The sequence below is a fragment of the Desulfonatronovibrio hydrogenovorans DSM 9292 genome (assembly GCF_000686525.1).
Classification (GTDB): Bacteria; Desulfobacterota; Desulfovibrionia; order Desulfovibrionales; family Desulfonatronovibrionaceae; genus Desulfonatronovibrio; species Desulfonatronovibrio hydrogenovorans.
Genome location: NZ_JMKT01000008.1, coordinates 189,697 through 214,901, shown reverse-complemented (window position 1 = coordinate 214,901; position 25,205 = coordinate 189,697). Strand labels below are relative to the sequence as shown.

Sequence of the window (25,205 nt, the reverse complement as noted above, 5' to 3'; positions counted from 1 at the left end):
GCCCGGACAGCCTCCTTACAGATAGGGATCATTCCTGCTCAGGTAGTTCTGCACATAATCTCTGACCCCGTCCTCCAGGGAGTGAAAGGCCACAGGACATCCGGCCTGTTCCAGCTTGTCCATGGGTGCGCAGGTGTAGTACTGATATTTGCCGCGCAAAGTTTCGGGCATGTCCATGTATTCAATCTCAGGCTCAAGGTCCATTGCCTGGAAGACCGCCTTTGCCAAGTCATTCCAGGTCCTTGCCCTGCCATAGCCCAGATTGAAAATTCCGTTGACATCCTTTTTTTCCAGAAACCAGGCCATAACCTCCAGACAGTCTTTGAGGTAGACAAAGTCCCTTTTCTGTTCACCGTGGCCGAATTGTGGATGGTAAGACTTGAACAGCCTGACCCTGCCCGTCTCCTTGATCTGGAAATAGGCTTTACGCACAACGCTTTGCATATCTTCTTTGTGATACTCGTTGGGCCCGAACACATTGAAAAATTTAAGCCCGACCACATGGTCCAGGAGCCCTTTTCTTTTCACCCAGAGGTCAAAAAGCTGCTTGGAATAGCCGTACATATTGAGAGGCCTGAGGTCTGTCATGGTGGCATGGTCATCATTAAAACCCAGCTCACCGTCCCCATAGGTGGCGGCACTGCTGGCATAGATGAAACGGGCACTGCTTTCCCGGCAGAAACGGGCCAGTCGTTTTGAATAGTGGAAGTTATTGGACATCAAATAATCGGCATCCTTCTCCGTGGTGGAAGAACAGGCCCCCATATGAATAACAGACTCCACATACGGGAAAAAACCCTTTTCCAGCTTGGCCAGAAATTCATCCTTGTGGATATAATCTCGATACCTGAGGTTGACCAGATTTTTCCATTTTTCTGTGGAACCCAGGTTGTCAACAATAAGAATATCATCCAGGCCCATCTGGTTCAGCCTGTACACAAATCCGCTGCCGATGAATCCGGCTCCTCCAGTAACGATGTGCAAGTTACTCTCCTTTTTTCCAGGTAAAGACCCAACAGGCCTGATTTGCCCGGTTAATGGGCTGGTTAAGATTATTTGCTTCGACCTGGCAAGTCAACCTGAGCCCTGTCCATATTTATTGATTAATATCAACATATTAAGCAAGAAAGCCCTTGATCTTATTTTATATTTGCCTGGTTTACTTGGTAAAAATCACTCAGACCGTTGACAAGACCTGTTTTTTCAGGTTGTCTGCAATCATAAGCCACATACCTGATCTGTCCGGATCAGACATGATTCCCGGGGCAGACATAACTTAATGAATACTAAAAGCGGGAGGCAGCCATGTCCACGGTCAAAATAATAGAGCAGGTTGAAAATTTCTATTCCATTATTCCCTTGATTAAATTCAGACGAACCCCAGGGGTAAGCTTTGACAACGTGCCCATGGAATTCCTTCCGGAAATCGGGGCCATGGACCGGGTTATCCATGAAAAGGCAGCTGTCTCTCCAGGTCCAGTGGGAGATGTTGCCAGACCTTGGTATATGCATCCCCATCAGGCTGATAACCTCATAGTCCTTTACGGAACAAGACATGTAGACATCTTCACCAGGGAAAACGGAATCCTCAACTTTACCGTTACCCCGGACAAGATCCTCAAACAGGGAAAACTCATCTACAACGGCCCGGCCATGCTGGTCTGGCCCAGGCTGGTTTTCCACAGAATCGTCAGTGGAGACGAAGGGTCGGCCTCTCTTAACTTTGCGGTCCACTATGAGGGGCTGGACATGCGCAAAAACTTTAATATATACGACCTGAATACTGAAACAGGGGAGTTCAGGCTGCTCAGGGAGGGCTTCAGGGATCAGGACGAAAGCTGATCCTGACCTGAATTTCAGTGCTGCGGCAGATCTTGCTCTGATCTCTATAAGCGCACCTCAGCAGGATGTTCCTCCTTGATTTCCTGGCATTTTTAGATAATAAGACTTGACTGAAAACCGTTATCAATCCAATAAGAGGCCAGGCGATGAACTACTATATACCCTCATACAAAAATTCAAGACTCAAACTCAAGCGCAACCGCAGACCCAGCAAAAAACCCCTCTTGCTTTTTGCGGTCATCATGACCGTTGTCCTTTCATATTTTCTGGTCGGCCTGGATTTCAAACGTTCGGAAGTGCCCGGTAAAAGCAGCAAGCTGACTCTGAAAGACCCGCAATCTCCCCTGTCTGCAGACCAGCCCTATCTCAAAGAATCCGGTGAATCCCTGAAAGATGTCCATCAAGACGATCCAAATATTCTTCATGAGGAAAAGACGGTATCTGTTTCCGCCGGGGACACCCTGATGGGTCTGTTGACCAGAGAAGGCCTGGCCAGGGCCGAAGCCCATACCGTCATCACCACTCTGGAGGAAGTCTTCAACCCCAGAAGACTCCGTCAGGATCATGAAATAGTCTTGGCCTTTGAAACTATGGAAGACTACGACCCGCTGTTTCAGACCCTGAACCTGAAACTGGACGTGACCAGGGAGGTCCAGGTGGCCAGGTGTCCGGAAAACGGATTTGTGGCTCAGGAAATAGTCCGTGAGCTTCAGGCCAAACCAGCCAGGGCTGAGGCTGAAATCACCTCCAGCCTTTATAATGCGGCTGTATCCGCTGGTATCCCTGTAGACGTGCTCATGCAAATGATCAGGGCCTACTCCTTTGATGTTGATTTCCAGAGAGATATCCGGCCCGGCGACGCTTTTGAGGTCCTCTTTGAGGAGCAGTTTGACGACAATGGGAACTTTGTCCGGGGAGGATCTGTCCTCTACGCCAGCCTCAATACCCGCGGAAGAGACCTGGCCATTTACCGTTATGAAACTCGCGACGGTGAAGTGGATTTTTTCAACGACAAAGGCCAGAGTGTCCGCAAAACCCTGATGGTCACGCCCATTGACGGGGCCCGGCTCAGCTCCGGATACGGCATGCGCCGTCATCCCATCCTCGGCTACAGCCGGATGCACCAGGGGCTGGACTTTGCCGCTCCCACTGGAACGCCCATCATGGCCGCTGGAGACGGGGTGGTGGAGTTTGCAGGCCGAAGGGGCAATTATGGGAATGTGGTCACAATAAGACACCCCAACGAATACCAGACCCTGTATGCCCATATGAGCAGATTTGCTTCGGGTATCCGATCCGGAGCCAGGGTCAGGCAGGGGGAAACCATAGGTTACGTGGGAGCAACAGGCATGGCCACCGGCCCCCACCTTCACTATGAAGTCCACCACCGGGGAAGTCACGTCAATCCGGCCACTGTGGAAACACCTCCAGGCCGCACTCTCAAAGGAGATGAACTGGAAAGGTTCCACACAGCCAGAAGAGACCTCAAGACGCTTTTTGCATCCCTTGAAAAACGTGAGAAACTGGCCAGGCTTGAATAAGGCCGCGGTCATGTTCGAATTTAAGCAGATTCAGTCGATAATCAAGATACGTCAAGGCGTTTAGTCCAGGCATGAAGGCTAAGCGCCTTTTTCATTGACCATGAGTCCAAAACCAACCCCTTCAGGAGGAAAACGTTGAGCTATTTAGATAAATACACCCTGATTGAAGAACGGGATATTTCTGAGATAAACTCCAGAGCCAGATTGTTTGAGCATAAAAAAACCGGAGCCAGGGTCCTTTCCCTGACCAACCAGGATGAAAACAAGGTCTTCAGCATAAACTTCCGCACTCCGCCTAAAGACAATACCGGGGTTCCCCACATTCTGGAGCATTCAGTCCTTTGTGGATCACGCAAGTACAAGGTCAAGGAGCCATTTGTGGAACTGCTCAAAAGCTCTCTGCAGACTTTTTTGAACGCTGTCACCTTCCCGGACAAAACCTGCTATCCAGTGGCCAGCCAGAATCTGCAGGATTTTTACAACCTCATGGATGTCTACCTGGATTCAGTGTTTTTTCCGCGCATCACCAGACATATCTTCGAACAGGAAGGCTGGCATTATGAGCTGGAAAACCTGGATAGCCCATTGAAGTACAAGGGGGTGGTTTTCAACGAAATGAAAGGGGCCTACTCTTCACCGGACAGCCTCCTGGCCGACTATTCTCAGCAATCCATATTCCCTGATTCTACCTATGGTTTTGATGCCGGAGGTGATCCTCAGGCAATCCCGGACCTGACCTATGATGATTTTGTGGATTTTCACAAGAAACTTTACCACCCATCCAATGCCTTTATATTTTTTTACGGAGACAACCCTGAACAGGAACGGCTGGAAAAACTGGCAGAATACCTTGATCAGTTCAGCAGAATGGATGCTGATTCCTCCATTGTCCCTCAACAGAAAAAAAATCTGAACCAGAGGCTGGTCAAGACCTACAGCGCATCCGCTGATTCAAGCTCCAAAACCTACCTGACCATTAACTGGCTCCTTCCGGAAACACATGATCCAGAACTCAACCTCAGCCTGCGCATTCTGGACTTTATCCTTACAGGCATGCCAGCCTCTCCCCTGCGCAAAGCCCTGATCGATTCCGGACTGGGCGAGGACCTGACCGGAGCTGGCCTGGAAACTGATATTCTCCAGATGTACTACTCAACAGGGCTCAAAGGGATTGAGCCCGCAAACCTGGGCAAAGTTGAAAAACTGATCAATTCCACCCTGGACCAGCTGGCTGCTCAAGGTATTGACCCGGAAATCATCACCGCCGCCATCAACAGCCTGGAATTCGCCCTGCGCGAAAACAACACCGGATCCTTTCCCAGAGGCCTGGCCGTAATGTTCAGGGCTCTGACCACATGGCTCTACGATCACAGCCCCTTTATCCTGCTGGAATTTTCCAGGACCCTTGATGGAATAAAATCCAAAATAAATACAGGTGAAAAAGTTTTCGAACAATTGATCCGAAAATACCTCCTGGACAACACCCACCGGTCAGTGGTCATCCTGGAACCTGACCCTGGTCTTGGTGCGGTAATTCAGGAAAAAGAAGACCTGCGGCTCCAGGAGGTCCGGCTGCGGCTGAGCCAAGAGGACCTTCAGGACATTGTCCAAAACACAGCTGAACTTAAACAGGCCCAGGCCAGACCTGACGATCCGGCTGAACTGGCCAGGATTCCAAGACTCAAACGCGCTGACCTGGAAAAGGAACTCAGGATCACCCCCAAACAGGAGGGTGAGGCAGAAGGAGTCAGGTTCCTTTTTCATCCCCAGCCCACTGCCGGCATATTCTATCTTGACCTTGGATTTGACCTCCATTTCCTGCCCAGGGAATATCTGGCCTATGTTCCCCTGTTCGGCCGGGCCCTGCTGGAAATGGGTACGGCCAGGCATGACTTTGTCAGGATGACCACCAGGATCAGACAAAAAACCGGTGGAATATCCCCTGTCACTTTCACCCACACCAGGATGGGGGGCCAGGACGGGGTCTGCTACCTGTTCCTGCGGGGCAAATCCCTGCCCGAAAACACTTCCGAGCTTTTTCATATCATCAAAGAAATCATTGCAGATGTAGACCTGGATAACAGAGAACGATTCAGGCAGATCGTGCTGGAGGAAAAGGCAGGCATGGAGCAGAGCCTGATCCCGGCCGGCCACAGGTTCGTGGGCATGCGCCTCAAGGCCGGGTCCAGTGAGGCTGACTGGGCTCAGGAGCAGATGTCCGGCATAAGCTACCTGCTTTTCTTACGAAAACTGACCGCCCGCATTGACAGCGATTGGGATCAGGTCCTGAGGGAACTAAAGGAGATCAGGCGACTCCTCTTTCACAAAAAAGCCCTCCTGGCGAACCTGACTGCTGAACAGGAGTCCTTCCAGAGCAACCTGGAACTCTTCAAAGGGTTTGCAGAAAATCTTCCCCAACTTGATCTGGCCTCTTCCAGCTGGGTCACGGCATGGCCATCCAGCCGCGAGGCCATAATCATCCCGGCCCAGGTCAACTATGTAGGCAAATCAATTAACCTTGAGCAGACCGGATACACCTTCCATGGCTCAAGTCTGGTGGCTACCAGGCTTCTCCGGGCCGGGTGGCTCTGGGACCAGGTACGGGTCCAGGGAGGAGCTTACGGCGCATTCGGAAGCTACGACCACCTGTCAGGAGTCATGGCCTTTGCCTCTTACCGTGATCCCAATATCCTGGACACACTAAAGGCCTTTGACGGATCTGGAACATTTCTGATGAGTGAAGGGATGGATGGTGATGAAGTGGAAAAAGCAGTCATCGGAGCCATCGGTGAAATGGATTCCTACCAGCTGCCCGATGCCAGGGGCTTTTCCTCCACAGCCAGGCATCTGGCCGGGATCACCCAGGAATACCGCCAGGCCATCAGAGATCAGATCCTCAGTTCCACCCTTGATCACTTCAAGGAATTCGGCCGGGCTCTGGACAAAGGTCTGAAAAACAGCCCGGACATGATCTGCATCATGGGTGGTGAAGCCCAGGTGGACAAAGCAGCAGAAGAGCTGAACCTGGAAAACAGATTCAGACTGCTCTAAAAGAAGCCGGCCTGAAGAACAATGATCCATCTGCAGGGGATGGGGAACTTTATTACCAAGTCCTTTTCCCTGGCATCCCCTGCACTTTATTGAGGCGGGTTAATCCAACTTGCTGGTAATATTATTATTGATCCAGTTTGGATCCCACCATTCCACTGGATTGACCGAGATCCCTGAAACAAGGACTTCAAAATGCAGGTGGTCACCTACAGCCAGCCCTGTAGTCCCGGTCCGTCCGACGGTTTCGCCCTTGGACACCATCTGCCCCTCCTGGACATCAATGCTGCTTAAATGGGCATAAAGGGTCTGCAGGCCGATTCCATGGTCCACCACAACTGTCTGGCCATAAATGCCGATGGGACCGGCAAACACCACCCTGCCCTTGTTGGCTGATGGAACCGGGGCCTGGGCAGTGGAGGCCAGATCCACTCCCAGGTGGACCTGGCGGTCAATTTCCCGGTCCTGGTAAAAGTAAGTCCTGCGATCGGCAAATCCGGCCATCTGGGCTGAATTTGGCTTTCTCAGAAAAACACCGTCAAAGTCCAGCTGGTCAGAAGTCCTCTGGGCTATTTCCTCCACCTTGGCCCGGTTATCGGCCCGCATTTCCCTGTTCACCCGAAGAAAAATATGAAACGGATCATTTTCATCGGGAAAGTCCCTTTCAAACTGGGGCATCTGGGAACGAAGAAAATTATCTCCAATATTCAGACGGTCGTTTCTAAAACTCCTGGGATTTACATGATAGTTGAAGCCTGAGATCTGCTCATTCCCGGCCCTGTCCCTGGCTATGATCCTGGGGACATCGCTTGCCGGGTCTGCGTCATGGGGAAATGCGAACAAGCAGAAATGCCTTCCGTCAGGCTGCTGGAAGGCAGGAAAAAAATAATCTCCCACCTGAACTCCGGTCCTGACCACGTCCTTGGACAGCTGGTAGATGACCAGCCCGGCCCCGCCCTGATTAAGGTTATGGGTGGTGGTGGACACAGATATGCCAGGAGGACGGTTGTCAAAGACCATGGTCCTGTTCAGAGTGGTGACATTACCTTTGCCCCAGTTGACAATGGACCTGTCCCTGGCAATGACCTCCACTTGAAATTCACCCTGATCAAGCCTGGGCAGTTCAAGTTCAAAAGAAAAATCACTCACAGCCTCAGCAAACTCCTGAGCAGCAACCGGATGGGAGGTCCCGGACTGACTCACCCGGATCTCAACGCTCTTCAAACCAAGACCCGGGTCATGGACCTCAACCTGAAACAATGTCCGGTCATTGGTATGGGTTACTTCCGGGGAAACCGACACCACGGGCTTTTCCTGGTCTGCAAACTTGAAATAAAGCCCTCCGGCCACCCCTGCCAGGATCAGGACGAGCAGGATATAAAATTTTTTCTTGAATTTCACGCTCATGACTTCCTCTCTGGTTTAAAGAATAATTTATGGTTCTTGTTTAGAAAACGGGTCAGATCCTGAAGCCTGCCGTCTGCAGATACTCTTTGACCCCCCCTGTGGCAGTCAGGAACATCCTGGACCCGGCCATGGAGGCTGCCAGGTCTCCTGGCTCACCCAGGCATCCGGCAAATTCCGGCCCGACAACCATGACCGGCTCAGTGCCTTGTTCTGCCCCGGCCATGGCCTGGACATACCTGTCCAGCCTGGATCTTATTATTTCAAAATAATTGATATCTTTTCCAATCAGCAAGCTGGTGGCCTGGGAAAGACCCCCGGACACATCATGGATATTTTTCCAGAAAGGCTCCACCACCTCGTTTTTGACCGGCTCATCCTGGAGATAATAAGATATGCTCCAGCCCACCACAACTATTTTCAAAAGCTGAAGTTCGTACTCCAGAGTGTTCAGGTCAAGACCTGCACCCGGGGGAACCGCATCGGCAATCCATTTTATATCTTCCCGGTCCAAGGCGTAATTGCACAGATCCTCAACCCATATTTCAATATGCTTTTTCTCTTCCATGACAGAGTATGATCCAGGGTTTGTGTTACCCGGAAAAAAGTCCGTTTATTCCGGTCCGGGCAAGAATTGATGCCCTGGCTGGAACATACCGGTCTTGACCGTGAATATCAAATAGAACAAGCTGGTAATTAATTTTTCTGGTATTCTTCAAATCCCAGCCCAATTCGGAGAATCTGTCATGAATTTTCATTCTGCCTGCATCCTGGACTGTCCTGATGCCTGTTCTTTTGTTGTGGACAAAGAGAAAAAAAGCATCAGGGGAAACCCTGACCATCCCATCACCCAGGGATTTGTCTGCGCCAAGGGCAGAAACTTTTTCCGGCGACTGGACTCACCCGAAAGGATTACCTCCCCCCTGCTGCGCAAAGGGAACGATTTTCTGCCCGTATCCTGGGATCAGGCCCTGGACCTTGCAGCCCTGCATTTAAACAGGCTGCGCAGCACTCCTGAAAAAATACTCCATGTCCGGGGGTATGGATACCGGGGGGTCCTGGCCCAGGCCAGTCTTAACTTTTTCCAGACCCTGAACTCAGCCACCACCTTTGGCTCCCTGTGCGATGAAGCCGGGATCGAGGCCTGCAACAGGGATTTCGGCAGCCTGAATCACAATGATCCCCTGGACCTGCTCAATGCTGAATATATCGTTAACTGGGGTAAGGATTATTCCAGATCATCCCCCCACACAGCAGCATTGATCAGCAAGGCCGCAAGGTCTGGAACCAGGATCATCACCATTTCTCCGGGTGGTCAAAAGCCGGACCTGGCTGACAGGTCAATCCTGATCCGTCCCGGAACTGACCGTTTCCTGGCAGCAGCCATAATCAAAATGTTCATGGATGCCGGTCTGGCCGACAGGATGAACCTTGACCGGGCTTCAAACCACCAGGACTTTCTGGAACTTTTGCGTTCTCTAAATCTGTCCGATCTTTTGTCGGCCTGCCATGTATCAGAAGACACGGCCAGAGAGGTGTTTCAAATATACGCCCGGTCCGGTCCAACTGCTTCCCTCATCGGCTGGGGCCTGCAGAGACACCTGTATGGCGGAGAAAATGTCCGGTTCATAAACGCCCTGGCCATGATTTCCGGCAACATCGGAATCAGGGGAGGAGGAAGCTATTTCAATGTTGGGTCTGGCCGGAATCTGGGGTCCTGGACAGCATCAACCAGGGATCAGCCCAAAGGCGAGGTGAAACGGCCCAGGCTGGCCCTGTTCAACCTGGGCCGGGAAATTGCGGACTCAAACCCGGAAATCGAGTTCATCTGGATTGACGGACATAATGTGGTCAACCAGGTCCCGGACAGTTCAGCCTTGATCAAGGCCTTTAAAGCACGGTTCATTGTTTGCGTGGACGGCTTTTTTAACGATACAGCCCTGCGTTCGGACTTGATCCTGCCTCCGGCTTTTATGCTGGAAAAAGAGGAGGTCCTGGGCTCCTGCCTGCATGACTATGTGAATTATTCCGGAAAGATCCTGGAACCCAGAGGCGGATGCCGGTCAGACTTTGATATCCTCCAGGACCTGGGGCATCGCCTTTTCCCGGCTGTGACCTTTCCCAGACCTGACCAATGCCTGCAAACCGGCCTGGAAAAGATCGGGGTCAGCCTGGAGGAAATTAGATCCAGGGGATTTCTGAAAGGCGATGCCCCGGATATTGCATTCCAGGATATGATCTTTGATCATCCTGACCAGCTGTACTCTTTTCCTCGGACCCTCAGCAGGGAACCTGCCCCTGATCCCGGGTATCCCCTGCGCCTGCTGTCCCTGATTCAAGGGAAATACATGCATTCCCAGATTCCGGAGCAGGACCAGACCGGACTGCCCATGGTTTCTATCTCTTCAAACAACCCCCTGGCAGCTTGTCTTGACTTGTCCAAAAAGACATTTCTGGTCACCCCCCTTGGCAGGTTGGAGGTGGGAGTCAAAGTAGTGGATAACATTCATCCTGAAGCAGTCATCATCCCCAGGGACGGATGGATCAAGCATGGTCACAACCCCAACATCCTCATCCAGTCAAGATCCACGGACATGGGCTGGTGCGCAGCTTATTACAGTCAAACCTGCTGTCTGATCCAGGAGTAGCGGCATGAACAGGTTCCAGAATCCACCCCGGCCTCGAAATATCCTCCGAACCGGGCTTGATCATTGCTACGATCCTGACGGAATCCAGATATCCTGTCCGGAAACTGGTCAGGACCCTGATCTGAACATCGGCATAGCCTGGCCTGAACCAAGGTTTACCATCTTGAACCGGGAATTGGTCCAGGATGAACTCACAGGGTTGTGCTGGACCCGGAAAGCCAATTTTTTCGATTTTCCCCTGACCTGGAACCAGGCCCTTGATGAGATTAAGACCATGAACAGACAGGCCTTCAGGGGTTTCACCGACTGGAGAATGCCCAACAGAAGGGAAATGCGCTCACTTATCTCCCACGGACACAAGAAACCGGCTCTGCCAGGAGATCATCCCTTCATCCAGGTCTTTTTGGCCTGGTACTGGACATCCACAACCTCGGCCAAGGCTGTGGCCTATGCCTGGCATGTTCACCTTGAGGGAGGGCGCATGTTCTATGGTCGCAAAGATCAGAGATACCTGGTCTGGCCGGTGCGCGGCACTCCGACCCATATCCCTAAAACCGGTCAAAACAGTTGTTTTGACCATCTGGGCAAAATAATATCCTGTCCAGGAACCGGCCAGGACCCTGACTGGAATTGTGGGGAGGCCTGGCCGGAACCCAGATTTTTCAGGAAAGAAAACGAGGTCTTCGACCACTTGACCAACCTGATCTGGTATGATCCTGGAGCCCTGATAAACCGCCCTCTGAACTGGGCAGGCGCTCTGAATCTGGTTCAGGACATGAAAGGGACTCACCTCTGGAGACTGCCCAATATAAACGAGCTTGAGTCACTGATAGATGCCTCTGAACATTCTCCAGCCCTGCCTCTTTCTCATCCGTTCACCGGACTCAATGATGGATACTGGTCATCCACCTCCAGCTTCTTTGAGCCTGACTGGTCATACGTGCTTTATCTGAATAAAGGGGCTGTAGGCGTCGGATTCAAGGCCAGGCCAGAATTTTATGTCTGGCCGGTGCGCGACATTGATCAGAAATGATAGCGGCTTTCAACCACTGCTGCCACAAAAAGCAGGGGAACCACAAAAAAAAGATAGACCAGATGGGCCTTTTTCCAGCGCTGAAACCAGGACAGTGTTTCCGACCCCAGAAGATGTCCCAGTCCTCTCCAGATGCCCACTCCAAAGGCCACAAACATGGCCGGCCACTCAAAAATGCCGTGGGGAACCAGCAGAAAAGCCAGTTGAATCCAGGAAACGCCCTCCATCCAGCCGGCAAACCATCCCAGAAGGAGGCCGTTAAAAGCAGCCAGGCATAACGGGATCAGGCCATACAGAACAACAAGGCACATGGCCAGGTAACTGGCCACAAGGTTATGGACAAAGATCCTGGCCATGAATTCAAAGGGACCCAGTCCCTGAAACCTTTCTGCCAGCTGTTCAAACTGAAGCTTGAGGATGTCCAGGTCTTCCGAATAGATCCATCCGGCCACCGCGGCCAGCATATAAACAAAGGCTGCCAGCAGAACAAAGGGCATGGCTGCCTTGAGGGTGGCAACAGCCTGACTCAAGCCGGGTTTAAGGGGATGGGTTTCAAAATTATTCCTGATGATACTTCTCCAGGCTGATGTCAGGGTTGATCCGCTTGCAGGTCCATTTTCCAGGCTTGAGATCATAGCGCAGAACTATCCAATGGTCATGATCAATACAATCTACATACCCCTGGCCGTTCTCTGCCATACAGGCCACTATCTCATCCAGCAGGGGTTCAATATCCAGAAACCGGCCTTCATGCTCAACCTCCAGATTCAGACCATTCAGTTCAAATGGGTCCAGGTCGATCCTCTGCAGGAAACTGATCCGTTCCGGATCCAGCCCTTTGATTTCTCCATAAATGCGCATGGGAAACTTCATAAGCCCTACTCAGCCAGCTCCACCCTCAACCTGCCCTGTTCCACTTTCAAGTCCTTGACACCCCTGGAAAAAATGCTCCAGAACCCTTCATCCGCACCATAAAAGGCAACCATATCCCGGCCCTTGAAGCCTCCGAGCCAGGCTGACGGGACAGGAACACCCATTATACTCACTCCGTCAAGGGTGATTACCGGCCTTCCCTGCTGATAATCAAGGTGGAGACCGGTGGATACTTTGACTGTCCGCCCGGCAAACATGGGCATGTCCTTAGGCATGGTCACCAGCATGGTTGCTGAAACCATTCCTTCAGAAAGGTGCAGGGCCACCCTTCCAGCCAGGTCTGGATTGCGGTCCACCATGGCGTTGAGTTCACGCTGGGTAAAATAGATGACCCGGTGCTCTGGACTTTCCCGGTATGGTTCCGGTCCGGGAGCATCCTGACCATGCTCCTGAACACTCCTGCCGCTTCCGGGCAGGCTTTCCAGCTTGGCTTCAAGTATGGCCTGCTCCTGGGCATTAAGGTCCACCGGCTTTATGGGCGAGGGATAAAGCCAGGTCTTGGCCACCAGGAGGGTGATAATCACACTGACCACCATGGCCCCGAGGATAATCAGGGCAACAGCTGCAGGTCCAAGTCTTTTCCGGCCGGACCTGTTGCGGGAAACAGAAGTTTTCATCTTTGGCCTGCCTGGTTCAGGGGGTCTGAAATGATTCAGGATTAAACCTTCAGCCATCTTTCCGGTCTTGATCAGACCGGTCAATACAAGAATATTAAGCAAAAGGTCGGGCTGGTCAAGATATCGAGGCCAAGCGCATCAGCTTATAACAGTCTGTGCCAGGATCAAAAGACCATCCCTGACCGACCTGCCGGAAACACTATTTTTTCTTTTCCATGGCTTTCTTCAGTTCAAGCCCCAGGGAGCCCATGCCGTGGGCTTCCGGGGCAAATGACTTCCAGTCATCTGTCTGCAGGCTGTCTGCCGGGGCCAGGGTTATACGCCTGGCTGCCTCATCCACTGATTCAACAACCACCATGACCGGATCTTCAGGCTTCTTGCTCTCCAGAGATTTGTCCTGCGACCTGGCAAGGCTGGATGCAGGAACAAGTCCCACTATTCCGGGTTCAAGCCTGACCAAAAGACCGAATTCTTCACGTTTTTCCACCCGGCCTTCAATGGGCTTTCCCTTGACAAAGCGCAAGGCTGCCCCTTCCCATGGATCTCCCATGGCATCACGTATACTAAGGGATATCCGCTTTTCAGAGACATCAATCCCTTTTATTTTGACCCTGATCTGCTCACCCGGAGATACTTCTTCTTCCGGCTTGTGAATCCGCTTCAAATAACTCATTTCACTGATATGAACCAGGCCCTCAATTCCAGGAGCCAGCTCCACAAATGCCCCAAATGGCGCAGTCCTGGTTATGATTCCGGAAACCACGCTTCCAGGTTCAAACCGTTTCAGGATATCATCCCAGGGATCAGCCTGGGCCTGTTTCATGGACAGGTTCATGCGCACCCTGCCCTTGCCCTGTTCTTCAAGGCTCAAAAGCTTGACTGTCACGACGTCACCTGAAGATACGATTTCTTCAGGCTTCAGATTTCTGGACCAGCTCATCTCACTGATGTGAACCAGTCCTTCCAGACCCGGGGCAACCTCGACAAAAGCCCCGTAAGGTTCTATTCTGGTGACCCGGCCTTGGAGCTCGTCCCCTGGTCCGACCTGTCTGGAAAAAGTCTCCAGGGAATCCTGCTGTTCCTTTTCCAGGAGAGCCCGTCTGGAAACCACTATATTGCGCCCTTTTTCCTCAATCCGGTTGATCAGAAACAAAAAAGTCTGGCCAATCAGGCTGCCGGGGTCTTCCACCGGACGGATATCCATCTGACTCAGGGGACAAAAGGCCGGCTTGGTGCCCATGACCTGGACCCTGTATCCGCCTTTGCAGGTTTCCTTGACTTTTCCCTGAACAGGGATGCCCTGTTCCATGGCCTGGATCAGCTGCTCGACCCCTCCTTGCGTGCCAAACGAAAGGCCAAGCTTTATCTCTCCCTGACTCTGCGCAACCACAAAGAGCTCAATCTGGTCTCCTTCACTGTAAGGCAGCTGACCTTTTTCATCCAGAAGCTCTTCTCTGTCCACCACTCCGTCTACTTTGGTGCCTGTGCTCACGTAGACCTGGTCCCGGCCGATGCTGATTATTCTTCCTGTTATCCTGTCTCCCGGCCTGACCTCGGCTCCGGCCTCTGTTTCTGATTCAGCCAGCAGCTGGGCAAAACTCTTTTCATCATTCATATTTTCCATGTCATTACTCCGTCTGAACCGGCCTTTATGCCGGAATTTTTCGATATCAACCGCATCATCAGAACACCCTGGTCACAATCCAGGTTCCAGCCACAAATGTACCCAGGGAACTGCCCAGATTGGCCAGAACCACTACCAAAAGAATCCTGCAGATGGGGTTCAGCCAGAAACCCTTAAAAGAAGTCAGGGCCCGGGGCAGATTTTCCAGATCAGCCACAATTGGTTTTTTGACCCAGGCCTGAACCAGTCCGGCAATCCAGCCGGCAGCCATGGTCGGATTAAGGCTGGTTATGGGGGCCGCCACAAAAGCACTCAGGATGGTCAAAGGATGGGCCAGGGCCAGGGTCACTCCCAAGGCTGAAAAAAGCCCATTGACCAGAACCCAGATATATAGAGACTGAACCGAATGCTCAGTGCCCTGGGTCAAAAAACCCAGGATCAGAAGACTGACAATGATCAATGGAATACCCCACTTGACCAGTGAAGGCCAGACCGGCTTGCCAGGCATTTCCTCCAGGGCTGCCTGATCTATCTCCTGTCCCAGGTATCTGGTGATTCCTGGAACATGGGCTGCCCCGACAACAGCCAGGACCTTCTGACCGGGACTGGTGGCTATTTTATGAGCCAGATACTGATCCCGTTCATCCACCAGAGTCCTGCCCACCTGGGGAAAAGACCTGGAGAACTCGTCCATGACCATCTGGAGTTGATCTTTACTCTTCAGTTTCTCAATGTCCTCTTTTTCGATATTCCCCTGAAACATCATGCTCAGCAAAAGGTGGGTCAGAAACCTGAACTTTGAAAAAAAGGAAAGGGAAGCCCAGATCCGTTTAAGGGTAATGTTCACATCCCGGTCAGCAAGGACCAGGGTTGCACCAAGCTTTTCAGCCTGCACAGCACCCTCGAGCATTTCAGCCCCGGGCTTGACCCCGAGCTTCTGTCCTATCTTGCGGTAAAAAGCACTCAAGCCCAGCTGGGCCAGGAGAAAAAGGGCCTTATTTTCCTTGACCACCCTGTAGATGTCCATTTTCTGCCAGGCATCCTGTCTGACCAGCACCTCGTATCTGGATGGGCAGAGTTCAATGCAGATGGTGTCAGGTTCAAATTCCTGTGCAGCGACTTTTACGTCTTCTACACTCTGTTCTGAAACATGGGCTGTGCCAAGCAGGTATATATCCCTGCCCTTGACTGTAACGTGGGTAATGTTTTCCAATTCCAATTTTTTCCCTGGGTTGTTCGTTTTTGATCAAAAAAAGTTCCGGTTGACGGATTCCTGCATATCTTGTTGTTCCCTTAAATGTATTTGAATCATCCCTCTGTCAAACATTTTATGGGTTCCGGGCCACGAGCTTTGCACAGCTGCTCCATGCAGACCTGAAAATTTCAACTGGAGTTTCCAGACAGACTTCCCAGACCTGCAGCTCACCCTGAAGCGCATCCATTCCACAACCATCCGAAAACACACCACAATCCCAGGGATTATCAAGGATAATAAATACCAGAACCTGGTCAAGAATAAATCCATGGCAGCCTGACTCCTGCTCATTAAAACCCGATCCAGTAGATTCTTCGCCTTAATTATTTCAAAATTGTAATACTTTATGTATAACATAAATTTTTTCTTGCTCTTTTTTTTTCTATTGCCAATTTCTTATAAATTTGGTTAATAGGATTGTAACTAATCTATTAAGATCAAGTTACTTTTTTAACAAACGGTTTTAAAAACCGCCTGGACCCCAACAAAGGAGGAGGGTTATGAGCTTAACCAGACGCGATTTTGTGAAAATCTGCGGCGGGACCGTGGCAGGTCTGGGAATATCCCAGATGGTCCATCCCGGTCTTTTGATGGCCATGGAAAAGGAAGCCCAGAAAGCACCAGTGATCTGGATTCAAGGCCAGGGATGCACCGGCTGCTCGGTTTCTCTTCTGAATGCTGTCCACCCCAGCATCAAGGAAGTGCTCCTGAAAATCATCAGCCTGGAATACCATCCCACGGTAATGGCAGCCAAGGGTGCTCTGGCCATAGACCACCTTTTTGAGGTGGCTGACAAATATGAAGGCGAGTTCTTCCTGGCCATAGAAGGATCCGTGCCCAAGGCTGCAGACGGAAAGTACTGTTACGTGGGTGAAAAGGATGGCCAGCACATCACCATGCTAGAAATGACCAAGACCCTGGGGGCCAAGTGTGCAGCCACGCTTTCCCTGGGTACATGCTCTGCATATGGTGGAATTCCTGCCGCCTGGGGCAACCTGACTGATGCAGTCCCGGTGACCCAGATCTACCAGGAAAACAACATTGCAAAGCCTGTCATCAATGTTCCCGGCTGTCCCCCTCATCCGGACTGGATGGTGGGAACCATAGCTCATGTCCTTCTCTACGGGATTCCCGAGCTTGACAACCATTTGCGGCCCAAGCTCTTCTTCGGTTCCAATATCCACGACAACTGTCCCTACCGCAGCTACTACGATCAGAACGTAATGAGCAAGACCTTTACCGAGAAAAAGGCCTGTCGCTACGAAATCGGCTGTAAAGCGCCCCATGTCAATGCTGACTGCTGGAAAAGGCGCTGGAACAACGGGGTCAACTGGTGCGTTGAAAATGCCGTCTGTATCGGCTGTGTAGAACCGGGCTTCCCGGACATGATGTCTCCGTTTTACGAAGTAGTTTAAAAAATCCTGATCAAATCTTATATTAGGAGGGAATAACATGGCAGGAAAGAAACCTGACAGAGCCCCGGGAGCCTATGCTCCAGGTCAGAAGATAAAGGTGTCTGTTGATCCGTTGACCAGGATCGAAGGCCATCTCAAGGTGGAAGTGGAGGTCAAGGACGGCGTGGTTGTGGACGCCCGCTGCGAAGGCCCCATGTTCAGAGGCTTTGAAAATATCCTGATTGACCGTGACCCCAGGGATGCATCCCAGCTGGTCCAGCGGATCTGTGGAGTATGTCCCACAGCCCATGCCACAGCATCGGTCCGGGCCCTGGATGACGCCTTTGATGTCAAGGTCAACACCAATGGCCGCATCATGCGCAATCTCATCTTTGGCGCCAATTACCTGCAGTCCCATATTCTGCACTTTTACCATCTGGCAGCCCTGGACTATGTCAATGGACCAGATGTGGCCCCATTCGTACCCAGATATGAAAACAACGACATCCGGGTTGACGCCGCCACTAACCAGGTCGGAGTGGATCAATACCTGAAGGCCCTGGAAATCAGGCGGATCTGTCACGAGATGGTCGCCCTGTTCGGTGGAAGAATGCCCCATGTCCAGGGTCTGGTGGTTGGCGGTACCACAGAGATCCCCACTGTGGACAAGATCGTTGGATTCATGTGGCGCTTCAAAAGAGTTATTGACTTTATTGAAAATGAATACCTGCCCCTGGTTTACGCCCTGGGCGGAGTCTATCCGGATCTTCTGGAAACCGGCAAGGGCTGTAAAAACCTCCTTTCTTTCGGAGTGTTCCCCCTGGACGACGAAGAAACAACCTTTCTGCATAAGCCGGGTGTTTACACTGATGGACAGGACTATCCCCTTGACACCGACAAGATCCTGGAAGACGTCAAGTACTCCTGGTTCGACGATGCCACCACCGGGTTGCATCCCAGCCAGGGCAAAACTGTTCCTGATCCATACAAGGAAGGCGCTTACAGCTTTGTCAAAGCCCCCAGATACAACAACCTGCCCCACGAGGTCGGCCCCCTGGCCAGGATGTGGATCACCAATCCTGAATTGAGCGCTGTAGCCCAGCAGGCAGGATTCAAAACCATGCGCGATTTCGGTGACAAGGCCTTCTCCATCCTGGGTAGACACATTGCCAGGGCTGAGGAAGCATTGATCGTGGCCAAAGCTGTTGAAAAATGGCTGGGTGAAGTCAAGCCTGGTGAAGAGACCTACGTCCACTCAGAAGTGCCAGCCGAGGGTGAGGGAATGGGTTTGACCGAGGCTCCCAGAGGCTCCCTGCTGCACTATATCAAGGTTGATGATTACTATATTGAAAACTACCAGGTCGTGGCAGCAACAATCTGGAATGCCAGTCCCAAGGATGACCGTGACCAGCGAGGCCCCATGGAAGAGGCCTTGATCGGAGTTCCTGTTCCAGACCCGGGCAGTCCGGTGAATGTGGGCCGGGTGGTCCGCGCCTTTGACCCGTGACTGGGCTGTGCCGTGCACGTGCTGCACGCTGAGACCGGCGAAGAACACGTAATGACCATTGAATAGACTTAAACAGCCAGATTGACTGAATCGCAAAAGGCCGGTAAACCCGGCCTTTTGCTTTATTAGAATCTTAATCCATGGCAACCGGGGAAAGCTGCTGATCATGAAAACCTTGCTGGTAATGGGAATCGGAAATATCCTGCTCAAGGATGAAGGAGTCGGAGTTTTTTGCGTCCAGGCCCTGGAAAAGGAAGACTGGCCGGAAAACGTTGCTTTTGTGGACGGAGGAACTTTCACTCAGGATCTCTTCTATCTGTTTGAAAACTACGACCACCTCCTGGTGCTTGACGCTGTCCGCGGCGGCCGGGAACCCGGCACCATTTATCGTCTGGAAGAAAAAGACCTGCAGGAAAACAGTTCACAGCAGGTATCTCTTCATGATATTGATCTCCTTGACTCCCTGAAAATGGCTGAGCTGCTTGGGAAAAAACCTGTGTTGACTGTCCTGGGAATTGAACCGGAGAAAATTGCCTGGGAAATGGGTCTGACCCAGTCCCTGGAAAATGCCTTTCCAGACTACCTGGAACTGGCCAGAAAGGAGATCACCAGGATTCTGGAAACCTTCTAAGAGACTGGCCTGGGGCCAGCCTCAGAAAATCATTGTTAACTGAAAACCTGCTTTGCCAACACCACTTCCATGAACAAATTCGTCCTGTCAGTGCTGGGCTGTGATCGACCGGGGATAGTCGCAGAGGTCAGCGAAATCCTCACCGTCCATGAGTGCAACATCGAAGATCTGACCCAGACCGTTCTGCAGAGCGAGTTTGCAGCCATATTCATTTTCACCCTGGGCCATGGACGGACATCCGGAGAACTCCAGGCCAGTCTCCAATCCAGGCTGGAACCCCAGGGTCTTAATGTCCGTCTGAAAAAAATGCAGGCCGGATGTCCGGCAATCCAGAATTCCGACCCCTTTGTCGCCGTGGCCATAGGTCCGGACAGAACCGGGCAGATATCCGCCCTTTCCGGTGTCATGCGCGATTTCGGCTGCAACATAACCACCATCAGGGCCATCAACCGGAGTGATCTTTACCCGGACAAGATTGTTATCATCATAGAAATGGATGTCCCGGCCACTGCAGCTGTATCTGACCTGCGCCAGCGTCTGGAGGAAGCTTCATCCAGCCTTGGCCTGGCCTGCAGCCTGCAGCACAAGGATATTTTCGAATCCATTCACCGGATCTAGATTATCAGGGGACATTGTCATGCTTACTCATAAGGAAGTTCTTTCCACCATAGAAATGGTCAAAAACGAACACCTGGATGTTCGGACCATCACCCTTGGGATTTCTCTGTTTGATTGCGCCTCTGATTCTCTGGACAGATTCCTGGACAATGTCCGGCATAAAATCGTGTCCAGGGCCGGTGACCTGGTCAAGGTATGCGACCAGGTGGGGGAAAAGTACGGGATATCCGTGGTCAACAAACGCATCTCCATCAGTCCTGTTGCCGTTGCCGGAGCCCCGTTCAATTCGGAAGGCATGGTCAAGATCGCCCGGACCCTGGATTTGACTGCCCAGGAGGTTGGCATAGATTTTATCGGCGGTTTTTCCGCCCTGGTTGAAAAAGGCATTGCCCGGGGCGATCTGGCCCTGATCAAATCTTTGCCCCAGGCCCTGACTGAAACCAGCCGGGTCTGCGCATCCATAAATGTCGCCTCTACAAAAGCAGGCATTAATATGGACGCTGTCTACCTGATGGCTAAAACCATCAAAAAAGCTGCCCAGCTTACCAGCGACAGAGACGGCCTGGCCTGCGCCAAACTCTGTGTCTTTTCCAATATTCCCCAGGATGTGCCCTTTATGGCTGGAGCCTACCTGGGTGTAGGCGAACCGGATTCAGTCATCAATGTAGGTGTCAGTGGGCCGGGTGTGGTCAAAAAAGCAATTGACAGGGCCCTGGAAACAAACCCTGACTGCGACCTGGGTTGCCTGGCTGAAGTAATCAAAAAAACAGCTTTCAAGGTCACCCGGGCTGGAGAGCTTATTGGCAGGGAAGTAGCTGCAAGCCTTGGGGTTAAGTTTGGAATACTGGATCTGTCCCTGGCCCCCACCCCCAATATCGGGGACAGTGTCGGAGAAATTTTTGAATCACTGGGACTTGAAGCCATAGGAGCCCCGGGAAGCACTGCAGCCCTGGCCATGCTCAATGATGCGGTCAAAAAGGGCGGAGCCTTTGCCAGCTCTTATGTCGGAGGCCTGAGTGGAGCATTTATTCCTGTAAGCGAAGACCTGAACATTGCTCAGGCAGCTGCCAGGGGCATTCTGAGCCTGAGTAAACTGGAAGCCATGACTTCAGTCTGTTCGGTGGGGCTGGACATGGTCGCCCTGCCAGGAGATACCTCCCCGGAAACCATCGCCGGAATAATTGCCGATGAAATGGCCATTGGCGTGATCAACAGAAAAACCACTGCTGCCCGGCTTATTCCAGTCCCGGGCAAAAAGGCCGGAGAAACAGCAAGATTCGGTGGTCTTCTTGGTGAAGCCACCATTATCAGCCCTGGACCCGGTCATTCTGACAACACCTTTGTTACCAAGGGGGGGCTCATCCCTGCTCCTCTGCAGAGTCTGAACAACTAGATATTGCTCAGATGATGTGCCCGGTCTGCTGATAAAAATCAACCAGTTAAGTCTTTAACTAAAAATTTCCTTCTGGCCGGACCCCAGTTAAGGCTTGCTAAGCACCGGCTAATCATGTAATAAAGTTTATCAGATAAACATAAGCAGGACAGCGGATTTATCTACTGCTGTCCTGCTTTATCAGCCTTGTGGAAAAAACTGTTTCATCTATTTCCGACTCATACGGACATAAAATTCTTAAAGGAGGTCGTTGTTAATGTCACAGGAAAAAATCAAACCGGTTGGTGAAGAAAACCTGGCTGCTTCCAATCCGGCTTATTCTGCTGAAGAACTTGGCGGAGGCAAAAGAGATATGGGCAAGGTCGGAGTAATAGTTTCTGTTCTTGCTGTCTTTCTTTTAATCATTTTTTATTATGCCTTGAACAAAAACATGGATGAAATTTCAGGCAAGGTTGACCTGATCACCGAGACCAGAGAGATGATTCAGGATCTTGACAACAAGATGGTGGAAATGGATGCCCGCATAGCTGAAATTGAACAGCTGCCCGATGTGGTCAAGAACATGGTCCTGGGCGGAATGCTTGATGAAATGGCTCAAAAGGCCGGCTATATCGGCGGGCAGGTCAGCGAGGAACAAAAGGCCAAGCTTGAGCAGGCCAGAGATCTGTTGCAGCAGGTCCAGCAGGAGTTAAGCCAGTAGCTTGTTTTCCCTGATACCTTTTAAAAGGCCCGGCACTCAGCCGGGCCTTTTTTTGTTCCTGTTTCAGCCCAATAATAAAAAGAGAACTGCTTACAGGCCTTGGGTCTTGAACTTTTAAGGCCCTCCCCGGTCATAAACCATCTTAGTTCTCTTTTTTCTCCATTAACTCTTCTCAGATCAAAAATCTCCATTTCCGGTCAGCTGCCGGACACCAGGATGGCGCCTGAAACTTCACGCAAATACTCTACCCGGGCCATGGACAGGACCTGGGAGGGACCTGACCCTTCCTGCTGAACATTTTGCCCCTAACCAGGGCTGGACAAATCCACATCTTTCAAATTTGCTTGCACAAAACTATAAAGTCTGCTAAAAATAGCAACTAATTGAAATCCTTCATATGCCAAGGGCTTTCATGCTTAACTCTTTGTGGAGGTAAACCTCATGAAACGCAGCTTTTTTATCACTGCCATTATTTTACTTTCCCTTTTATTTGCCCCTGTTGCCGGCCTCAGCAGCACCCAGATCAATATAAATACCGCAGATGCTGAACAGCTGACATCCCTTCCCGGCATCGGTCCGGCCCTGGCTGAAAGGATCATAGACTACCGCCAGGAGTTTCCTTTCACCAAAACAGAGGACATCATGCAGGTTCCAGGTATTGGAGAAGTCCGGTATAACGAAATCAAGGATTTGATCAGCATTGAATGAGGAGCTTTTTCTCTGAGCACTGTCAGTAGCCAGGCCCTGGCATATGAAAGGGATTCGGCCTGAAAGCCGGCGGCTTTCAGGCCGTTTACTTTTTTTAAAAATTTTACTTGACAGGGGTTAATGCTAATAGTAATCATTCCGAAAAAGAGGCGGACATGAGGCTTACCAAGCAAAGAAAAATAATCCTGGAAAAACTGAAGCAGACCAAATCACATCCTACGGCCATAGAGATATATGACCGGGTCCGGATGGACATGCCTGCCATCAGTCTGGGTACTGTCTATCGCAACCTTGATATCCTCTGCAGACAGGGGCATATTAAAAAAATAGACACCTGCGGAGACCAGAAAAGATTTGACGGTACGCCTGAAGATCATCTGCATGTCATCTGCTCAGGTTGCGGCCGGGTTCGGGACATCGAGGCTGGCCTGACCATTGATCCTGAGCAGCTTACTGAAATAGATTCCGAGTTTACCATTACAGGAATCAGGCTGGAAATCCTGGGGCTCTGCCCTGAATGCCAAAAACTCCAGTCTGAAGAACTGTCGTGACCAACACGATTAACCCTTTAATTAAAACATCCCTTAGGAGGAAAAAATGAAATCTGTTAAAGGTACCAAGACCGAGAAAAACATCCTGACTGCTTTTGCCGGCGAATCCCAGGCCCGCAACCGGTACACCTACTTTGCCAAGCAGGCCCGGAAAGATGGTTATGTCCAGCTTGCCAATATCTTTGAGGAAACTGCCAATCAGGAAAAAGAGCATGCCAAAAGGCTCTTCAAGTTCCTGGAGGGTGGCGAGGTGGAAATCCAGGCTGCCTTTCCAGCTGGGAAAATAGGGACCACCATGGAAAATCTGCATGAAGCAGCCAACGGTGAGCGGTATGAACATGAAACCATGTATCCTGAGTTCGCCAAAGTCGCTATGGAAGAAGGCTTTCCCCAGGTTGCCGCAGCCATGGAGGCCATAGCTGTTGCTGAACAGCTCCACGAAAGAAGATACAGAAGCTTTATCGCCAATATTGAAAAGGACAGGGTCTTCAAAAAGGACGAGGAAGTTGTCTGGAAGTGCCAGAACTGCGGATTCACCCACAAAGGCAAGGAAGCCTTGGATGAATGCCCCTCCTGCGCTCATCCCAAAGCCCACTTTGAAGTCCTGTGTGAAAGCTGGCAATAACTCTCCCGTAATCCCGGACCAAAAGGCAGGCCAGCTGGCCTGCCTTTTTTTATCTGAACCATTTATCTATTATAAATTAAAACCTTGCCACGCTATAGGACACTGTTTAAGTATAGAACTGTGTCTGATTATTAATCAAACTCAACATTATCGAGGTGACCATGACTGGATTGCTTGAAGTCTACAAATGTGATGCATGCGGAAATATTGTGGAGGTCCTGCACACCGGAGATGGTGAACTGGTCTGCTGCGGCCAGCCCATGAAGCGTTTTACTGAAAACACAGTTGATGCGGCAAAGGAAAAACATGTCCCGGTTATTGAAAAAACCGCTGACGGTTACAGGGTCCTGGTTGGCAGTGTTGCTCATCCCATGGAAGAAAAGCACTATATTGAATGGATTGAAATCATCGCTGATGGCCGGACCTACCGTGAATTTCTCAAACCCGGTCAAAAGCCTGAAGCTGATTTCTGCATTAAAGCAGACCAAATCACTGTAAGAGAATTCTGCAATATTCACGGCCTGTGGAAGGCTGAAAACTGAAGGAGTCTCACCATGGCCGCTCCAGAAGAAATGTGGCAGTGTCAGATGGTCAACTGCGGCTGTATTTACAATCCAGACAAAGGTGACCGTAAAGGCAAAGTTGGCAAAGGAACAAGCTTCAACGACCTGCCTGAAAACTGGAAATGCCCGGTCTGCGGTGGGGGAAAAAAATGCTTCCGACCCCTGGCCGGACCCGGATCAGCATTGAATGAAAAATGAGGATTTTTAGACCATGAAAAAATATGAATGCGCAGTGTGCGGGTATGTGTACAACCCTGTTCTGGCCGAAAGGTCCGGGGTTAAGAAAAACACCCTTTTTGACGAACTGTCTGAAGACTGGTGCTGCCCCCAGTGTGGCACCAAAAAGAAATATTTTGTTGAAAAAGCAGAACCAAAGGACAACCAGTAACAAGGAGGCTGACATGGAAAAATGGATTTGTGAAATCTGCGGCTATGTTTACGATCCTGCTGAAGGCGATCCGGACAACGGCATACCAGCAGGAACCAGGTTTGAAGACCTGCCTGCTGAATGGGTTTGTCCTGTTTGCGGTGCCACCAAGGACGATTTTGTCAAGGAAGCCTGATCAGAAA

The 25,205-nt window shown here is 51.1% G+C and carries 27 protein-coding genes; 18 read left to right on the top strand and 9 right to left on the bottom strand.

The features are described 5' to 3' along the window. Positions 1–15 precede the first annotated feature (15 nt). Complete coding sequence (gene rfaD, locus P771_RS0102285; RefSeq protein WP_028573859.1) at positions 16–984, bottom strand: ADP-glyceromanno-heptose 6-epimerase; 969 nt, start codon at positions 982–984, stop codon at positions 16–18. 321 nt (positions 985–1,305) lie between these two features. Between rfaD and P771_RS0102275 the strand changes: the two genes are divergently transcribed. From P771_RS0102275 to P771_RS0102265, 3 genes are all read left to right on the top strand, one after another. Continuing rightward, entirely contained in the window at positions 1,306–1,842 is a 537-nt protein-coding gene (locus tag P771_RS0102275; RefSeq protein ID WP_028573858.1) for a hypothetical protein, read from the top strand. 146 nt (positions 1,843–1,988) lie between these two features. Continuing rightward, positions 1,989–3,383 carry a M23 family metallopeptidase gene (locus P771_RS16170; protein WP_051617052.1) on the top strand — a complete coding sequence of 465 codons (1,395 nt, stop codon included), beginning with the start codon at positions 1,989–1,991 and terminating at the stop codon, positions 3,381–3,383. Between the two features lie 135 nt (positions 3,384–3,518). Beyond that, positions 3,519–6,434, top strand: a complete 2,916-nt coding sequence (locus P771_RS0102265) for an insulinase family protein (RefSeq protein WP_028573857.1) — start codon at positions 3,519–3,521, stop codon at positions 6,432–6,434. 99 nt (positions 6,435–6,533) lie between these two features. On the opposite strand, the gene P771_RS0102260 is transcribed toward P771_RS0102265, so the two are convergent. From P771_RS0102260 to P771_RS18880, 3 genes are read right to left on the bottom strand one after another with little or no spacing between them, the layout of a single operon-like run. Then, positions 6,534–7,832 carry a M23 family metallopeptidase gene (locus P771_RS0102260; RefSeq protein WP_208595934.1) on the bottom strand — a complete coding sequence of 433 codons (1,299 nt, stop codon included), beginning with the start codon at positions 7,830–7,832 and terminating at the stop codon, positions 6,534–6,536. A gap of 58 nt (positions 7,833–7,890) precedes the next feature. Next, a complete protein-coding gene (locus P771_RS0102255) occupies positions 7,891–8,403 on the bottom strand; it encodes a hypothetical protein (RefSeq protein WP_028573855.1) in 513 nt (170 codons plus the stop codon). Between the two features lie 25 nt (positions 8,404–8,428). Then, entirely contained in the window at positions 8,429–8,593 is a 165-nt protein-coding gene (locus P771_RS18880) for a hypothetical protein (protein WP_153304074.1), read from the bottom strand. Between P771_RS18880 and P771_RS0102245 the strand changes: the two genes are divergently transcribed. Both P771_RS0102245 and P771_RS0102240 read left to right on the top strand, forming a co-directional pair. Next, positions 8,582–10,483 carry a molybdopterin-dependent oxidoreductase gene (locus P771_RS0102245; protein WP_028573854.1) on the top strand — a complete coding sequence of 634 codons (1,902 nt, stop codon included), beginning with the start codon at positions 8,582–8,584 and terminating at the stop codon, positions 10,481–10,483. The genes P771_RS18880 and P771_RS0102245 overlap by 12 nt on opposite strands. A gap of 4 nt (positions 10,484–10,487) precedes the next feature. After that, positions 10,488–11,516 (top strand): Lcl C-terminal domain-containing protein, encoded by a 1,029-nt coding sequence (locus P771_RS0102240; RefSeq protein WP_035243794.1) that lies wholly within the window; start codon positions 10,488–10,490, stop codon positions 11,514–11,516. On the opposite strand, the gene P771_RS0102235 is transcribed toward P771_RS0102240, so the two are convergent. From P771_RS0102235 to P771_RS0102215, 5 genes are all read right to left on the bottom strand, one after another. Next, positions 11,507–12,151 (bottom strand): stage II sporulation protein M, encoded by a 645-nt coding sequence (locus tag P771_RS0102235; RefSeq protein WP_084301605.1) that lies wholly within the window; start codon positions 12,149–12,151, stop codon positions 11,507–11,509. The genes P771_RS0102240 and P771_RS0102235 overlap by 10 nt on opposite strands. Then, on the bottom strand, positions 12,075–12,377 hold the full coding sequence (locus P771_RS0102230; protein WP_150112112.1) for a hypothetical protein: 303 nt from the start codon (positions 12,375–12,377) through the stop codon (positions 12,075–12,077). Before P771_RS0102230 ends, P771_RS0102235 begins: the two co-directional genes overlap by 77 nt. Before the next feature lie 17 nt (positions 12,378–12,394). Beyond that, the gene (locus P771_RS0102225) at positions 12,395–13,066 is read right to left on the bottom strand and encodes a hypothetical protein (protein ID WP_028573850.1); all 672 of its coding nucleotides are present in this window, start codon (positions 13,064–13,066) and stop codon (positions 12,395–12,397) included. Between the two features lie 199 nt (positions 13,067–13,265). Beyond that, positions 13,266–14,690 (bottom strand): S1 RNA-binding domain-containing protein, encoded by a 1,425-nt coding sequence (locus P771_RS0102220; protein ID WP_028573849.1) that lies wholly within the window; start codon positions 14,688–14,690, stop codon positions 13,266–13,268. Between the two features lie 58 nt (positions 14,691–14,748). After that, a complete protein-coding gene (locus P771_RS0102215; RefSeq protein WP_028573848.1) occupies positions 14,749–15,909 on the bottom strand; it encodes a TraB/GumN family protein in 1,161 nt (386 codons plus the stop codon). 536 nt (positions 15,910–16,445) lie between these two features. Here P771_RS0102215 and hysB point away from each other — a divergent pair. The 13 genes from hysB to rd all read left to right on the top strand — a co-directional run bounded on the left by hysB (position 16,446) and on the right by rd (position 25,198). Then, the gene (gene hysB, locus P771_RS0102205; RefSeq protein WP_028573846.1) at positions 16,446–17,360 is read left to right on the top strand and encodes a NiFeSe hydrogenase small subunit; all 915 of its coding nucleotides are present in this window, start codon (positions 16,446–16,448) and stop codon (positions 17,358–17,360) included. Between the two features lie 37 nt (positions 17,361–17,397). Continuing rightward, on the top strand, positions 17,398–18,912 hold the full coding sequence (gene hysA / locus P771_RS0102200; protein ID WP_084301603.1) for a NiFeSe hydrogenase large subunit HysA: 1,515 nt from the start codon (positions 17,398–17,400) through the stop codon (positions 18,910–18,912). 100 nt (positions 18,913–19,012) lie between these two features. Beyond that, positions 19,013–19,477, top strand: coding sequence for a NiFeSe hydrogenase maturation protease (hysD, locus tag P771_RS0102195; RefSeq protein ID WP_028573844.1), 465 nt, complete (start codon positions 19,013–19,015; stop codon positions 19,475–19,477). A 69-nt stretch (positions 19,478–19,546) separates the two neighbouring features. After that, entirely contained in the window at positions 19,547–20,095 is a 549-nt protein-coding gene (locus P771_RS0102190) for a glycine cleavage system transcriptional repressor (RefSeq protein WP_028573843.1), read from the top strand. 19 nt (positions 20,096–20,114) lie between these two features. Beyond that, positions 20,115–21,488 carry a PFL family protein gene (locus tag P771_RS0102185; RefSeq protein ID WP_028573842.1) on the top strand — a complete coding sequence of 458 codons (1,374 nt, stop codon included), beginning with the start codon at positions 20,115–20,117 and terminating at the stop codon, positions 21,486–21,488. 256 nt (positions 21,489–21,744) lie between these two features. Beyond that, positions 21,745–22,188 carry a hypothetical protein gene (locus P771_RS0102180; protein WP_028573841.1) on the top strand — a complete coding sequence of 148 codons (444 nt, stop codon included), beginning with the start codon at positions 21,745–21,747 and terminating at the stop codon, positions 22,186–22,188. A 441-nt stretch (positions 22,189–22,629) separates the two neighbouring features. Then, positions 22,630–22,896: a ComEA family DNA-binding protein gene (locus tag P771_RS0102170; protein WP_051617051.1), complete on the top strand. Its 267-nt coding sequence runs from the start codon at positions 22,630–22,632 to the stop codon at positions 22,894–22,896. A 155-nt stretch (positions 22,897–23,051) separates the two neighbouring features. Further along, on the top strand, positions 23,052–23,447 hold the full coding sequence (locus tag P771_RS0102165) for a Fur family transcriptional regulator (RefSeq protein ID WP_028573839.1): 396 nt from the start codon (positions 23,052–23,054) through the stop codon (positions 23,445–23,447). Between the two features lie 46 nt (positions 23,448–23,493). Beyond that, on the top strand, positions 23,494–24,072 hold the full coding sequence (rbr, locus tag P771_RS0102160; protein ID WP_028573838.1) for a rubrerythrin: 579 nt from the start codon (positions 23,494–23,496) through the stop codon (positions 24,070–24,072). Between the two features lie 161 nt (positions 24,073–24,233). After that, positions 24,234–24,614, top strand: coding sequence for a desulfoferrodoxin (locus P771_RS0102155; protein WP_028573837.1), 381 nt, complete (start codon positions 24,234–24,236; stop codon positions 24,612–24,614). A gap of 12 nt (positions 24,615–24,626) precedes the next feature. Next, positions 24,627–24,833, top strand: coding sequence for a rubredoxin (locus tag P771_RS0102150; protein ID WP_028573836.1), 207 nt, complete (start codon positions 24,627–24,629; stop codon positions 24,831–24,833). Between the two features lie 13 nt (positions 24,834–24,846). Further along, positions 24,847–25,023: a rubredoxin gene (locus P771_RS18625; RefSeq protein WP_084301601.1), complete on the top strand. Its 177-nt coding sequence runs from the start codon at positions 24,847–24,849 to the stop codon at positions 25,021–25,023. Between the two features lie 13 nt (positions 25,024–25,036). Further along, the gene (gene rd, locus P771_RS18620; protein ID WP_084301599.1) at positions 25,037–25,198 is read left to right on the top strand and encodes a rubredoxin; all 162 of its coding nucleotides are present in this window, start codon (positions 25,037–25,039) and stop codon (positions 25,196–25,198) included. Positions 25,199–25,205: the final 7 nt, after the last annotated feature.